Consider the following 15,078-nt stretch of genomic DNA (forward strand, 5'->3'; position numbering starts at 1 on the left):
AATATTAATGAGTCAAACGCATCTATAATTCCAGTGCGTCACGCGACAATTTTATCTTCGATAAATTCACCGTCTTCGATCTTTACATTTGGCCCAACAATCGAATTTCTGACGAAAGCTCCCTTCCCGATTCTAGTTCCTTCCATTATAAGGCTGTTTGATATCAGCGTCTCACTGCCGATCGTCGACGGCCCGTTAATGCACACATAAGGTCCTATTGTTGCAGATTCGATTTCGGCATCTATTAAAAAATTTGGTGGGATCAATTTCGCCCCACGACTAAGCTTTGTCCTGTAGTTGCCGTCACCTCGAAGATCGAGCAGTGTCCTTTGAGCTGCTAAAAAGTTTTCCCGAGTTCCACAATCCAACCAATAACCAAGAAAATGATAACCATACAAACCGAGGCCAATAATTCTTGGAAAGACCTCCCGCTCCAGGGAAACAAAGTTTTCGCCAATATAGTCAAATATTTTAGGATCAAAAACATAAATACCAGCATTAATCAAATTTGAACGCGCTTGCCCAGGTGCCGGTTTTTCTACAAAGAATTCAATCCTGCAATCGCTAGATAGCTCCACTACTCCGAAATCGCTAGGATTATTTGCGTGCCATAGTGCAATGGTACCAATTCCCCTTTTCTCTAGATGGTAATCGATCATTGATTGAACATCTATTGATGAAATTATATCCCCATTGAAGGCTACAAAAGTGTCGTCGATATATCTGCTGACGTTCTTGAGTGCTCCACCAGTACCAAGAGGTTCATCCTCTTTCACAACAAGCAGTTCTTTATTTCCGCGATGATTTTTAAAATACTCCTCAAGCAACTCACTCTTGTAATTCGTAGCCAATATTACTGATTCGACGCACTTAGGGAGGGAATCGATGATGTGGGATATCAAAGGCCGATCGAGAAGCGGTATTAGCGGCTTTGGGATTACATTTGACAAAGGGCGGAGACGAGTGCCAAAGCCGCCGGCAATAATAACTGCCTTCATCTTCTCTAATTCCATTCAACATTAATCAAATCAGCCAAATAAGTCCCGAGAAGCTCAGAGTGGCGCTATGCTAACGACGTTATTGCCTCTTAAAATAACAGTACCCAGTCGTCTTGTTTGATCGGCCGTACGTTCTTCTGTATCCTCCAAGACCATGTTCATATAATCATCATATCCCGTGAGTCTTCCTTCCAAGATTCTGTTGTCTTTCAACAGAAGAGATATTTTCTTGTTCATCGACTTCTCTAACAGTGCCAATGGCATTACCATAGTATCCCTATTATCCAGTCAATGTAGGTAAAGAATTTAAACCTTTCTTTTTAGTCAGCCTGACAGGTATTTTAAAGCACCAAAAGAATTTGTATGATATTTGCCTGCGTAATTCCTTTCCTGCACTCTAAATAGTTCAGATTGTAATTAGCTTGAATTAATCATCATGCAAACTTGAACTCACTAACATCTCGCTACTGCGCATTTGATCCTCTAGCTTGACTTTCTATCCATTTCCTTATATCATCTCTTGTCGAGCCTGAAATGCCAAAATATTCAAGAAAACGCCGTGTTGTTCTCAATTCAAGCGTTTGTCCCTTCTTCCTCGCCAGGATGAGATGCATGGAGCGTAGTATCTTCACTCCGTCATAAACCTCGTCACCGAGCATTTTTGCGAGATCGCTTTGAAGTATTGGCTGATGGTAAGCTATCATCGCCGCGACTTTCAACACTTTATCTGGTAGTTCCCGCTCTGCAAAGCGTAACGCGAACTTTCTGTACTCCTTTCTGAGCTGCATTGCATACCGATTTCCTATCTTAACAACCTCAATTGCAGATTTCCGCTCATCATACTCAGTAGCAAGCAACTTTAGTGCATTTCTAATGTCCCTTGACGGAAAAGCCGTGTGAGATGAGATTTCTGATACACTAACAGGTTCCGATGATGAATACAAAATTGCTTCGACAATTCTCAGTAAATCCACATCACATCACCGCTTCACCATCAGAGTAGTTTGGCACGGTTGCCGCAGAATCCTCCAATGATCCAATATCCCAGGGAACTCTTGCTTCGACGAAAATCTCTCCATCCGGAAGATCGTCTTGCGAAATCGATATTCTCCCCATTTTAGCGAGAAATAGAAGTGCGACAAAGACCATTACTCGATCTTCTTTCGAGTCTTCCCATAGATCCGATATGCTCATTACACCTGGTCCACACCGTTGAATTCGACCCCAAACAATCTCAACATCTTTTTCTAAATCCTCTGAATGAGCCTTTTCATCGAACTCTATACCTGCTGCTCGCATTTCTTCCCTAATTTTTTCCCTTCTCAAGTTCGCTTCTGCTTCCCGTCGAGCTTCCTCGAATGCGTCTAGAAGTTCTAACAATGACACGGGCCTGGAACTTTTGTGCCTGACAGCCTCAATGAGTTCTATGTCTTCTGCAATATTGTTTTCATCCGATCTCACGATTCCGATGTCGGTAAACTCGTCGAGATGATCAAAATCCCAATCACTGCAAAACAATTCATATGTTTCTGCCTGGCGATGCATCTCGAGCACCTTTTCGCTTTGTAATCTTAATATCATCCAGGCCATAAACAGTAATCTACCTGCGATGATGAAGTTAATTTCGTCTTCCTGCATCTTCTTACTGTACAATTTCGCGAATTCCACCAGATCTATATCCCAGGGATCAAGACCGTGTGAGATGACGAGTTCGAAAACCAGCTGCAATGCTTTGTCGATAGGATTTAGTGCTAATGGTTGTGTTTGTGATTCGACTTGCTTGAAAAGCTCAAGGTAGTGATCAATTCTCTTAGCTCGATCTCCGTCATCTATGATAGACTTATGAAATAGTAAATGACTGAGTATCACTTCAGCGCTTTCGCAACTACTCATGCCGCACCCTCCGCAATTCTATTATTCAGTTTCCCTTCACCTTCATGATAATCAGATAGATCTCCAATATTTGGCTTCATTATGACTGTGCTAATTCCACCTTCTTGCTTCGTGACGCCGATGATATGATCAGCCTTGTTTAACGTCACTTTCCGTAGTGAAATCTGTATGAATTGGGCTGTTTTGGACGCACGCTGTATTCTATGTGCAACAATATCGGCGTTTACGGCATCAAGAAACATGTCCACCTCATCGAGTAAGTAAAATGGTGAAGGCTGGTATTCCTGGATGGCAAAAATGAATGCAAGTGCGGTAAGGCTCTTCTCTCCGCCACTAAGCGCCTCAAGCCTCAGAGTCTTGGCATTTCGCGGTTTTGCCTTGATGATGAGGCCGCCTTCAAACGGATTCTCAGGATTCTCAAGCACCAGTTCTGCCTCTCCTCCGCCTGACAACTCGGCATATGTCCGCTTGAAGTTCTCATTAACTGCTTCAAACACTTTTGAAAGGCCTAATTTCTTTTTCTCGTTAAGATCCTGAGTGAGTTTTAGAAGATCAGCCCTCTGGCTTTCGAGACGTTCAATCTCGGATTTCAAATCGCTGTATCTCTTGTTTTTTGCATCGAAGTCCTCGATCGCCTTCAAATTGACTGCGCCCATTAAATCAAGTTCTCTTTCACATTTGCTGATTTTTTCTTTGAGAGCGTCCATTGATGGCAGAGGAGGAACGACTTCTATCCCGTACTGATGGATCTCGTCCTCTATTTCTCTCAGTTTGTCCTCAGCGACGCTTAGCTTTGTTTTTAGCCCGACTGAGAAATCTCCTATCGTTTCAATTCTTGATTGGATCTTGTCTTTTTCCGCCTCGAGACCTGATTTTTCCCTCGTTAACGCTTCCCTTTTTTCCCTTAATTCATTGATTTCCTTTCCCATCGATTCTTCAATCTTCTGCAGCGCGGCAAGTTCGACCTTAAAACGCTCCTCTTCTTGTTTAGCTTCCTCCACCTCTCGTAAGAGTTTTGCCATTTTTTCTAGCGAAGCATTTTCGGCTTTCTCTAGATCTTCGAGTCTATTCTTTGCAAGGTGTAATTTGCTTTCCAACGACTCCTTCGTCGACTTGAGATCTGAGACGAGTTTAACAAGTTCAATGACCTCGATTTGAAGAGCTTTGAGTTGTTTGGAAAGATCCGAAGGGGCGAGTTCACAAAGCCTCTTCTTTTCTTGATCACGAATACGGATCGATTCTTCCATCTGGCTGGTTGTAAGTTCTATTTTCTGCAATATCACCGCAAGCGCTTCTTTTGTCTTTTTTCTCTCTGCATATTTTTCATCGAGATCGCGCTTCAATTGCTGCAATCTGGAATTGAGTTCAGCTCTCCTCGATTCTAAAGCCTTTATACGAATATCTTGCGCACCGCCTGAGTTATTCATTTCTCGGATTTTTCGCTCAATCTCAGCAAGCTCCAACCGAGTCTTTCTTAATTCCTCAGAAACCTTCTCAGATTCTTCCATCGCCTGTCTCAGTGCTTCGCCGACTTCTTCTAGCCTGCCTTTCATAGAAGATCCGAATTTGATAGGCATTCCTTCCAGTGTCCCGCCAATCATCGCTCCAGAAGCTTCGAGAAGCTCACCCTCCAAGGTAACGAGACGGACACCACCCATGAATTTTCGAGCTTTTTCAAGGTTTTCCATCACAACTGTGTCACCGAATACATACCAAAAGGCGGGTCTGTATCTCTCCTCAAATTTTACAAGGTCAATAGCGTATCCAAGCGACTCCCGTTCGGCAAGTATCGCCTTTCCCCTGGGCTTTCCATCCATCATCCTACTCAAAGGCAGAAAGATTGCTCTACCAAGATTGTTTTTCTTTAGAAATTCAATGGCACGGGCCGCAACTTCATCATTCTCAACCACGATAGACTGCATTCGTCCCCCCGCAGCAATATTCAACGCTACTTGGTACTTTTCATCGACAGTGGCAAGCTCGGCGATTGTCCCGTGAATTCCTTTTAGCTCCCCCCGATCGCGTGCCTCAAGTATGCTTCGGACAGCTCTCGTGTAACCTCGTGCTACATTGTCTGCCGCTTCTTGCTCCGCCTTCAATTGATTATATTCGCGGTTCAAACGCTGGATTGTCCGCTCCAATTCGTCCGCTTGTGAGCTAAGCCTAGACTCCATGTTTTTCTTTGCGTGATATTGCTCTTGGAGCGTCTTCATTTCCTTCGAATAATCCTTTTCTACTGCTTTCAATTGCCGTATATTCCAGTCGGCATCATTAATCTCGAATTCCAAGTTCTTTTTTGATTCTTCAAGAAATGAAATCTCTGAATCAGTTCTTTCAATTCTTTCCTCCAGACGTTCCTTTTCTAACGTGAGAGTGTGTATTTCCTCCTCCTTTGCTCTGATTTCAGTATCTAGAGAAGAAATCCTCCTTTGGAGCGATTCTGATTCCTCATCGATTGCGCCAATTCTATGCTGGATTTCCTCAAGCATAGACTGCTTAGAAGAAAGCATGGCGGATTTTTCCTCAAACTGCCCCTTAATTTCTTTCAACCTATCCTCGATTTCGATGTATTCTCTTTCTAAACGTTGCTTTTCCTCAGCTCTTGATTTAGAAGACTCCTTAAGTTCACTAATATCTTGTGCTGCTCTTTCCGCTTGATCTCGCAGCCTTGCAATTTGAATCTTGGCATTATCGATCTTTCCCTTTAGCTCCTTGAAGTTTTCTCCACCTTTCGTAGCTGCTTCCTCTTCAAGTCTCGCAATCGAAATCTCCAAGTCAGCAGCCTTTTGGGAAATTAACTCTTTTCTTGATTGGAGAGACGAAATTTCACGATCATATTGTTCAGTTTGCTTTCTGATAGATTCGATCTCAACAATTACGCTTTCCCTTCGTTTGTAGGCAAGCTGAGCTTTTGAGAGAGCGAGTTCGTCCTTTATTTGCAGATATTTTACCGCTAGCTCCCGCTCTTCTCTGAGCTGTTCTATCTGTTTTTCCAACTCGTTCAATATAATTGTGATTCTTTCGATATTCTGTTCTGCTTCCTTCCTTTCAGTCTCGGCTTTCAATATTTCTTCGTCAAATCGACTAATACCAGATATATCATCAAGAATTTTCCTTCTTTCAAAATTCGACATTTCAACAATTTTCGTCACATCGCCTTGCTGGACGAAATTATATCCATCGGCACTAATTCTTGCATGGGCGAGAAGGGATTCAAACTCGGTGAGAGTCGATTTGCGGTCGTTCACATAAAAATAAGAATTATACCCATCACCGTTCTCTGTTATTTTAACAAGACGCGTGAGTTTAACAGCATCAGCGTCGACAGGTATGAGTCTGTCTTTATTATCAAATACGAGAGAGACTTTCGTGTATTTGGCGGGCTGTTTTGAACTTCCTCCGTTAAAAATTAAATCTGTAAGCTTACCAGCCCTTATTGCTCTGGAACTTTTTGGACCCAAAACGAACAAAATCGCATCTGAAATATTGGATTTTCCAGATCCATTTGGTCCTGTTACGGCAGTGTAGCCTTCAAGAAGAGGAATCACTAGTTTTTTCCCAAAGGATTTGAAGTTCTCGAGCTCGATCTGTTTCAGATACATAAAATACCTCCAGTGAAGAAGAAGTGTGAGATACTAATCGATAAACGATCAACTTGGCTGATAAGCATTTACGCATCCCATCCCTAAGGTCCGACACTTGTCGGACAATTTGTTATTTAATCCGCGATATTTAAATTTAGCTATTCTGGTTATGAATTACATTTATTTAATAATGCCTCTCATTGAACAATATCTGATCATGGTTTCTGACTCGGCAATAAGCCGGCATAAGAATACATTGTCACCATCAAGGTAGATATTTTTGACTGGATGAGGATTTAACAGACTATTAAAATCAACAAATCGGCCATTATGAAGACTGTCTTCTCACGCACGTGAGGGGCAAGATTTCAGAGGTAGATGCATATAATGTAGAAGATGCCTCTAATGTAGAGATAGAAGTTAAAGGCAGAGATTTCACTGCTGTTGTGTTTATCCTTGATTCATGACAAATGAAAGACTTGAATCCAGAAAATTTAAGAAAATTAATTAAGGGAATGGCGGCATACACATCATGAAATCACGACAAGCAAATGCGTGATTTGGTCGGGTTGGGTGGATGGGATGGGAAGGGATGGGTCGAGAAAAGAGGACAGATGGTACTACATATTTCTTCCATACAACATGGCTGGAGGAAGTATAAACCCACTGGTACCACTTTTCGTTACAGAAGGGCTTGGCGGTAATGTTGCGCAGGCCGGAATAATAAGTGCGGTATCCTCTCTTGGTGGCGTCCCAGGAAATATTCTTTGGGGTAACCTATCGGACTCCCTCAAACGAAGACGTCCATTTATATTCGTTGGGTTCATCGGAATGGCTTTTGCATTATTCTTGATGGCTATTTCAACGACAATCTCGATCTATTATTTTGCGAATTTCGTTTACGGCTTCCTCATAAGCGCAATTGCCCCGATTGCAACGGTGTTGGTAATCGAGTCTTTTGGTAAACGGGAATGGGCACAAAGGCTTGGGGATTTCAGCAAAATCAGCGGGATTGGCTGGGTAGCCGGTCTGATTCTCGGCTCCGTATGGCTGGCGATCATGCCAGGATTTGTCGAATCTGCACTGCCTATGAGGGCGTTATTCTTGATTGCAGGTTTGCTGGCGCTCATATCACTATTTCTTGCTATCAGATGGATACCGGAACCTGGCGAAAAGATTGATAGAAAGAACATTGAGGATTGGATATTGAAATTCCCGATGATATCATTTGAAAAGGTCAGGTTTTTGAAATACAAAATTATAAGCATCGTAAGGGTTAATACAATACACTTGGCTAGACATCATTTTTCCACAGATTTGAAAAAATTCTATATGATAACTTTCATTGCTTTTGTTGGATTTCTTGTGTTCTATGCCGTACTGCCTATTTTCATGAAGAGCTATGTTGAAATTTCAACCTCAGAGGTTTTCGTCATATTTTTGGCAAGTTCGGTGGTTTCAGCAATTTCTTATTCCTCGGCTGGAACTTGGGTGAGTAAGTATGGCGGAAAGCGAATGCTTTCGATAGCATTAATTGGCAGAACGATTCTTTTTCCATCATTCTTCTTCGTAACTTTTCTTCCCGTGTCAAAAACCATGATGGTTTTACTCCTCTCCACTCTGCATGGCATAATAGGCCTATGCTGGGCGATCATAAGCGTGGCAGGGAATGCACTTGTTTCAGACATGGCATCTGCGGAATATCGCACTGAGTCGCTCGGAATATACAATGCTATCCAAGGAATTGGATCAATTCTTGGATCCGTAATTGGAGGAATTGTTGCTCAAGTCTTCGGATTCCTCGTGAGCTTCGGTGTTGCTGCAATCTTTGTATTTACAGGCTTGATGATGCTTCTTCTCATCCTAAGGGCCGATAATACATCCTAAACGCAAGAAACGAGTAGAGATATTTAGCATGGATAGGAAGGCTTCATCAGTTCATCGTGAAATTCGTTTGTCCCGGTAGGAGATTCACTTTCTCGTTCGCAAAGCGCCAGCAATTTTTCGCCCAAAAGATACCGCCTTTGATTCTTCACCATGAGCCAATGGTCCCTTCATGCCTTCAACAATAAACCACTCTGGCGGTACGATGATATTTATACCGGCACTTTCCATAATTTTTTGAATTTTCTGGGCTCCACCCTTCCTGATCTGGGCAAACCTTGTATCAAATGCTGTTCCCAGTTTGGGAGATGTAGCGGACTTTATGCCAGATTTCAGAGTTCTTTTCAAAGCCCCCGTTGCACCCCCTACGTGAGTAGGCGTACCAAATATCCACACATCCGCAGATTTCAATTCATCGAGCGTTACAGAATCTACTTTTTTGCAGATAACATTGTCATAACCTACTTCCTTCATACCAGCGCAAATTGAAAGGGCAATTTTCTCTGTATTTCCATATGATGTATCATATACTATCAGGGTTCTCACTCCATCACCCAAGGGCAAATTATAACCATTTTGATTTATACAATTTGTGGAAGAACAAGCGATAATAACCTGAACAACCTGAACAATAAGCGAAATAATCAATTATGTTTTGATTGTTCTTCTGATAGGTGTCAGTATCTGATTTTTCTTTGCTTCATTGACAGATCGAGTTTGCCGATTCGTAAGAGTGATAATGCAGTTATGCCACAAAAGGAAATCGATGAGAACTGAAGCCTGATCGAAATGAGTGCAGGGAGGAGGATTTGAACCCCCGAACGCCTACGCGACGAGACCCTGAATCTCGCACCGTTGGCCAGGCTTGGTTATCCCTGCGTGCATAGCAAAAGAGAGTCATATCGTCGGAATACTAAAATGTTACCAAGTGGAAGTGACTAACAGATTTGTCAGGATATCCATTTATCCTTTGTTCGCTCACATACTGCGGAAGCCTTACTTAATGACTAAACTTTTTGAAAGATCGAAAGAGTCATATCAGATTAAATGAATAAAAAAAGCGAGTCTAAATGACATTAAAAGAATATGATAAAAGAAGAGACTTCTTAAAAACTTCAGAGCCTCAAGGAAAGGGCGGCAAAATCGAGGGTGAATTCGTCGTCCAAGAACATCACGCTTCGCATTTACATTTCGACTTTCGGATAGCTCTCGATGGCGTTCTTAAAAGCTGGGCGGTTCCTAAAGGTATCCCCCTGAAAAAAGGAATAAAACGTCTTGCAGTCCAAACGGAGGATCACCCTATTGAATATATCAATTTCGAAGGGGTTATACCTGAAGGTGAATACGGGGCTGGTGAGGTGAGGATTTGGGATAAAGGTAAATACGACCTCATCGAAAAGGACTCAGATAAGATAATCATCGAACTTCATGGTATAAACATCGTAGGTCGGTATGCGCTCGTTAAATTCAAAGGGAAACAAGACAAAGGAATAAATTGGCTGATCTTCAGAATGATGTAATGCAATATCTCGTACACTCATTGAGGAGTTCGGCACCGAAAATCGAAAATTATCAAAAACAAAAGGCAAAACATCAAATAATAAATAATAGAAAAAAAGTTTACTTGGATTTTTTCATGATCTTCATCCAGCCGCCGCTTTCATAAACGGCAAGACCTCTTTTTGCGAGTGTCTTCTCAAATTCGTCCCAAGATATAATCTCGAGGCGTGGATTGTTTCCCTTGGTAAACTGGACACCATTTGTTCCTTTAACGCGACCAGGTTTCAATCCCTTTTTCTTTGCAATTTCTTTTGCCTTGTCGAGGCTTATTTGCTCCATTACCAATTCCATTCCCTCCCATTTACAACTACTTAGATGGGCCAGTAAATAGCCACATTACTGGTATGTAATACTTTATCACCATATATAAAATTTTTCCTATATTGTTAAGCGTCCAGTATTTGATCCTTTTAAAAATTTTTTCCATCGTGTCCGTACAAACCAGAGGAATGGATAGTGCTGGCTTGTTGAGACAACCCCCCCCATATCTTATGGAGCTTCCCAAGGGAATCGATGCCCTGCAAAAGCCCAAGAAAAAATCAATCATAACTCCCATTCCGAAAGTAAAAAATCATTCAATCGTTTTCTCTATCAAAGGCGATCTGCTGTGCCAAGACTCTTTGGGTCATCCGGAATCAGAGGCATCGTACCTGGAGAGATTACAATCGACATGGCACTTGAGCTTGGTGCCTCAATCGGATCATGTTATGATAAAATTGCAGTTGGAAGAGATGTAAGAACAACGGGAGACATGCTCCGGGCTGCGCTTTCCTGTGGAATCTTGGCCTGTGGTGGCGATGTCTATGATGCGGGAATATTACCCACACCAACCCTTGCTCTTGCAACAAGAGATTATGATTGCGGCGTCATGTTGACAGCCTCACATAACCCTCCTGAGTACAATGGCTTCAAATTTTGGAATAAAGATACTTCTCCATTTGATGATAACCAGATGGCAAAGATCGAGAAGCTCCTCTATAACAGGGAATTCAGGTTTACTGATTGGAAAAATGTTGGAAAAGTGCATTTGCTAGATAGGGCGATCGAATCACATATTACACGAGTCGCAAAACTAGTGGGTAGCATTGACTGCAAAGTTGTATTAGATTGCGGATGTGGTGCATCATCCCTTATCGGTCCTCGGCTACTTAGAGAGCTGGGATGTAAAGTTGTCACCATCAATGCTAATCCCGATGGTTCCTTTCCTGGAAGATTGCCAGAACCTACTGAAGACCAGTTATCTTTGTTAAAGGCAACCGTTGTAAGAGAGGAGGCGGTTGTTGGAATTGCGCATGATGGCGATGGAGACCGAGTGGTTGTAGTGGACGAAATGGGCAAGTACATCGATGGAGATAAGATGCTAGGATTGCTGGGTTCGATGCTTGGTGAAAAGGGAGTTGTAACAACAATCGATTCGTCCATGATTATTGATGAAATGATAGGAGGAAAGATTATCAGAACGAGAGTTGGAGATACTTACGTCTCAAGCGCAATGAAACGAGAGGGATTAGAATTCGGCGGTGAACCATCAGGAACATATATCTATTCAGAAAATTCCCTATGCCCAGATGGAATATATTTCGCAGCTTTCATCGCAAAGATTGCTGCTGAGACCAAACTTTCTCATGCTATTAGTGAAATTCCAGATTTCCCGCGTAAACGCATTTCGTTTAATTTCGATCGATCAAAGCGAGGAGAAATTCAAAGAAGACTTGATGATCAGATGGCCATAATCGAATGTGATGAACTGATTTCACTCGATGGATATCGCGTTCAGTATGAAGATGGGTGGTTCCTTATACGTCTCTCGGGCACTGAGCCCAAACTGAGAATTACTGCGGAGGCTCGAACTCCCGATGGATTAGATAGGATAATGGATATCTCAACAGCTATAGTGAAAAGGTGCATTACATGAGGGCTTTAGTGTTAGCAGCCGGTGAAGGTACACGGTTAAGACCCTTAACTTCGAATACTCCAAAGCCGCTTCTACTCGTCGCAGGCAAACCATTCTTGAGCCATCTTTTCTCTTCGGTCAAGGAAGTTGGTATAAATAAGATAACCCTCCTGGTAGGTTGGCGAAGCAATAGGATCAAAGAATACTATGGCGATGGCAAGAGCGTCGGGATTTCTATTGGCTACCTAGAACAGGAGAAGCGGATGGGGACTGCCCATGCCGTAGGCATTGCCGAACGGGTGATGACAGAAAGCTTCCTTTGCATCAATGGCGATGTGGTAATCTCACCAGATGACATAAAGGAAATGATGAAACTACATTCAAAACATAATGCAATAGTTATTGGTGCGGTAGCTGTGGATGACCCAGGCAGATTCGGTGTTCTAGAGACACACGAAGATAAACTGAAGAAGATCGTGGAGAAACCTAAGAAGCCGACTTCTAATCTTGTCAATGCCGGCATATTTGTTTTTACCCCTGAGATATTTGACTGGATTAGAAAAACAGGTCTATCTCCGCGAGGAGAATTTGAGATCACAGATACCCTTAGCATGATAGCAGCAACGGAGGACCTGTATGTCTATCCACTGAAGGGTGAATGGATTGATGTGGGACAGCCTTGGGATCTCCTGCTAGCAAATGAGATACTCATGAAGAGAGTCGCACACTCTATTCAAGGGGACGTGGAAGAAGGGGTACATCTAATAGGAAACGTTGTCATAGAGCAGGGTGCTAGAGTAAGAAGCGGTAGCTATATTGAAGGGCCAGTTTATATATCCAAAGGATGTGATATCGGCCCCAATTGCTACTTACGGCCTTTTACTTGCTTAGGAAACGATGTACGAGTTGGCAGTGCTGTAGAAATAAAAAATTCTATTGTCATGAACAGAACCCATGTTTCCCACCATAATTATGTAGGGGATAGTGTCATCGGAGAACGATGCAACCTGGGGGCTGGGACAAAAATCGCTAATCTTAGATTTGATAATAAAACGATTAAAATGACAGTTAACGGTGAACTGATCGATACGGGCAGGAGAAAGCTTGGTGCCATAATCGGCGATGATGTTAAAACAGGCATCAATAGCATGATTAATGCAGGAACGATTATTGGGGAATCAAGCATAATTGGCCCAGGTGCTCTGGTTAAGGGAGTAATTGGACCGCGAAGTAAAGTCTTCTAGAATTTATTCACGGATGACTTCGAGATCGAAAACATTGCCATTCCTATCATATGCTTTCCAACTATTCATGTTAAAAGGCGCACAAGTGATCAGATGAACATATCCAAACCGACTAAACATTTGAATATCCGCCTCAGATGGCAAATTGCTGAACGACGGATGCGAATGAACTGTTCCTACAACAGAAAAATCGATAGGGAGCATGTGCAGGCGTAGAAGGCCCGACTGTTCACCGGAAATTGTCCCGGGGAGCAGGAGTATCTCTGTTATGATTCCCTTTTCCGCTCTGAGAAGAGCGACAAATTCATTCGGAAAGCTATTCCTAGCCGCTTCGTTGATTGTATCAATTACCGCCTCATCAATTCCCCATACACGCTTCTTCTTTTCTTTATTCATATCGAACCCATAAGTTTTTCTCGCATTTTGGAGTAGAAACTACGGCCAAATCCGATGAATTTTGCCTTCTTTTCTGAGGCAGCTAACTCGACGACTTCTTCCCCGCTCATTTCGTATGATTCCTGTCCATCAACTACACATACACACGGCTTCGGTCTTGTTAATCGAATCTTGATATGGCTCGAAGCGGGAACGACAAGGGGTTTTGCAGCAAATTTGAAAGGCGCCATAGGTGCAATTACAAAAGCGTTGACTCGCGGATCCAATATTGATGCTCCGACGCTCATCGCATAGCACGTTGAACCTGTTGGGGTCGCAACGATAATGCCGTCAGCCCTTACGTCCACAACAAGCTGATCATCCACGAACACCTCAAACTGCCTTATTTTTGCGATGTTTGCCGTATGAATCACTGTTTCATTCATTGCGTCGTAAAGCCTTTTTCCGCCAACAACCGTTTTGAGTTTAAGTCTCTCTTCTATGAGGTACTCGCCAGCGAGAATTTTCCGAATCCCTTCTTCTAACATATCTGCGCCCACTTCAGTAAGGAATCCAAGAACCCCGGCATTAACCCCAAAAATTGGAGAGTCGTTGCGCTGTAGTGATCGTAGAATTGTGCCATCCCCGCCAACAGTGATGAGTATATCTACATTCATATTTTCAATTCGGTATCCTGCATGCCCCAATTTCTGGGCAACCTCCCTTTCCAGCAATACCTCATGTCCAGACAAGAGATCTACAATCTTCTTGCATATGTTAAGAGCGTCCGGAACATCGACATTCGCCGTAATACCAAATTTCAGATGATCACCTCCTTTACAGCACGGTCTCCAAATGCAAGAAAATTACTTCTTGCTGAGAGATCAAACGGCATGTCCAAGGGTTCACCGCTAAGCGTCACGACATCACCACCTGCTTCCCTCAATATCAGTGCACTAGCGGCGATATCGAATACGCGAATAGACTTCTCGCGCACTTCGCAATTCATGTAATAGGCATCAACCCTCCCATCAGCTACCATGCACATTTCCAGCGATGCACAACCTAGCGATCGTGTCTTTACAGATTTGCGGGCGACGATCAGTGTATCTGGATGGGAATACATACCCATATATACAAGAAAAGTTGACCTTGTACGATCAAAACTCTTTGTGCTAATTTTTTTCCCATCCAAGACCGCACCTTTGCCCCTTTCGGCGTAATAAGTTTGACCCGTTACGATGTTCCTCACAAGACCAAATTCGATATCACTGAGTGATGAGGTTCCAATGGCAAGCGATACGCTGTAAAAGGGAATTCCCAAAATTGCATTATGAGTGCCATCTACAGGATCAATCACGAGCGTTTTTTCATATCCCCTATCAAGATATCCAATTTCCTCGCTGAGAATATTAAACGGTAGATCTCTCTCTTCAATGAACTGCAGAATCGCATCTTCTGCAACCTTATCTATCTTGCAGGTAGGAGTTCCATCTGCTCCAATGCATATTTCTTTGCCCCTTTCAAAGGATTCTGGAAGAGAGACAATATCATTAGATACCTTGCAGGCGATACTCTCGAGTATTTCGCGCATCTTCTTTCAGAACGTAATTCGTTGCTTAATAGCTTTGTTTAATCGCTAAGTC

The 15,078-nt window shown here is 42.7% G+C and carries 14 protein-coding genes and 1 tRNA gene; 4 read left to right on the top strand and 11 right to left on the bottom strand.

Annotated features, from left to right (window positions below):
* Positions 1–38: 38 nt before the first annotated feature.
* From QW087_01500 to smc, 5 genes are all read right to left on the bottom strand, one after another.
* Positions 39–1,013 carry an NDP-sugar synthase gene (locus QW087_01500; protein ID MEM2943404.1) on the bottom strand — a complete coding sequence of 325 codons (975 nt, stop codon included), beginning with the start codon at positions 1,011–1,013 and terminating at the stop codon, positions 39–41.
* A 39-nt stretch (positions 1,014–1,052) separates the two neighbouring features.
* Positions 1,053–1,268: an LSM domain-containing protein gene (locus QW087_01505; protein MEM2943405.1), complete on the bottom strand. Its 216-nt coding sequence runs from the start codon at positions 1,266–1,268 to the stop codon at positions 1,053–1,055.
* A gap of 194 nt (positions 1,269–1,462) precedes the next feature.
* A complete protein-coding gene (gene scpB / locus QW087_01510) occupies positions 1,463–1,972 on the bottom strand; it encodes an SMC-Scp complex subunit ScpB (GenBank protein ID MEM2943406.1) in 510 nt (169 codons plus the stop codon).
* 1 nt (position 1,973) lies between these two features.
* Positions 1,974–2,891 carry a segregation/condensation protein A gene (locus tag QW087_01515; protein MEM2943407.1) on the bottom strand — a complete coding sequence of 306 codons (918 nt, stop codon included), beginning with the start codon at positions 2,889–2,891 and terminating at the stop codon, positions 1,974–1,976.
* Positions 2,888–6,493, bottom strand: coding sequence for a chromosome segregation protein SMC (gene smc / locus QW087_01520; protein MEM2943408.1), 3,606 nt, complete (start codon positions 6,491–6,493; stop codon positions 2,888–2,890). The genes QW087_01515 and smc overlap by 4 nt, the downstream gene beginning before the upstream one ends.
* 564 nt (positions 6,494–7,057) lie before the next feature.
* On the opposite strand from smc, the gene QW087_01525 reads away from it, so the two are divergent.
* Positions 7,058–8,362: an MFS transporter gene (locus tag QW087_01525; GenBank protein ID MEM2943409.1), complete on the top strand. Its 1,305-nt coding sequence runs from the start codon at positions 7,058–7,060 to the stop codon at positions 8,360–8,362.
* Positions 8,363–8,446: 84 nt separating this feature from the next.
* Here the strand turns inward: QW087_01525 and QW087_01530 are convergent, their stop codons facing one another.
* Both QW087_01530 and QW087_01535 read right to left on the bottom strand, forming a co-directional pair.
* Positions 8,447–8,905, bottom strand: a complete 459-nt coding sequence (locus tag QW087_01530; protein ID MEM2943410.1) for a flavodoxin domain-containing protein — start codon at positions 8,903–8,905, stop codon at positions 8,447–8,449.
* Between the two features lie 248 nt (positions 8,906–9,153).
* Positions 9,154–9,238 (bottom strand) — tRNA-Leu (locus QW087_01535).
* Positions 9,239–9,429: 191 nt separating this feature from the next.
* On the opposite strand from QW087_01535, the gene QW087_01540 reads away from it, so the two are divergent.
* Positions 9,430–9,879, top strand: a complete 450-nt coding sequence (locus tag QW087_01540; GenBank protein ID MEM2943411.1) for a DNA polymerase ligase N-terminal domain-containing protein — start codon at positions 9,430–9,432, stop codon at positions 9,877–9,879.
* A 100-nt stretch (positions 9,880–9,979) separates the two neighbouring features.
* On the opposite strand, the gene QW087_01545 is transcribed toward QW087_01540, so the two are convergent.
* Positions 9,980–10,210, bottom strand: coding sequence for a hypothetical protein (locus tag QW087_01545; protein MEM2943412.1), 231 nt, complete (start codon positions 10,208–10,210; stop codon positions 9,980–9,982).
* 316 nt (positions 10,211–10,526) lie between these two features.
* Between QW087_01545 and glmM the strand changes: the two genes are divergently transcribed.
* Together glmM and QW087_01555 are read left to right on the top strand one after the other, a co-directional pair.
* Complete coding sequence (gene glmM / locus QW087_01550; protein MEM2943413.1) at positions 10,527–11,834, top strand: phosphoglucosamine mutase; 1,308 nt, start codon at positions 10,527–10,529, stop codon at positions 11,832–11,834.
* Positions 11,831–13,057, top strand: coding sequence for a sugar phosphate nucleotidyltransferase (locus QW087_01555; GenBank protein ID MEM2943414.1), 1,227 nt, complete (start codon positions 11,831–11,833; stop codon positions 13,055–13,057). The genes glmM and QW087_01555 overlap by 4 nt, the downstream gene beginning before the upstream one ends.
* A 3-nt stretch (positions 13,058–13,060) precedes the next feature.
* Here QW087_01555 and QW087_01560 read toward each other — a convergent pair whose 3' ends face one another.
* The 3 genes from QW087_01560 to QW087_01570 all read right to left on the bottom strand — a co-directional run bounded on the left by QW087_01560 (position 13,061) and on the right by QW087_01570 (position 15,026).
* On the bottom strand, positions 13,061–13,453 hold the full coding sequence (locus tag QW087_01560; GenBank protein MEM2943415.1) for a Mov34/MPN/PAD-1 family protein: 393 nt from the start codon (positions 13,451–13,453) through the stop codon (positions 13,061–13,063).
* Positions 13,450–14,184, bottom strand: a complete 735-nt coding sequence (locus QW087_01565) for an NAD(+)/NADH kinase (protein ID MEM2943416.1) — start codon at positions 14,182–14,184, stop codon at positions 13,450–13,452. Before QW087_01565 ends, QW087_01560 begins: the two co-directional genes overlap by 4 nt.
* 68 nt (positions 14,185–14,252) lie before the next feature.
* Entirely contained in the window at positions 14,253–15,026 is a 774-nt protein-coding gene (locus QW087_01570) for an inositol monophosphatase family protein (GenBank protein ID MEM2943417.1), read from the bottom strand.
* Positions 15,027–15,078: the final 52 nt, after the last annotated feature.

The sequence above is a fragment of the Methanomassiliicoccales archaeon genome (assembly GCA_038850735.1).
In the GTDB taxonomy this organism is placed as follows: domain Archaea; phylum Thermoplasmatota; class Thermoplasmata; order Methanomassiliicoccales; family JACIVX01; genus JACIVX01.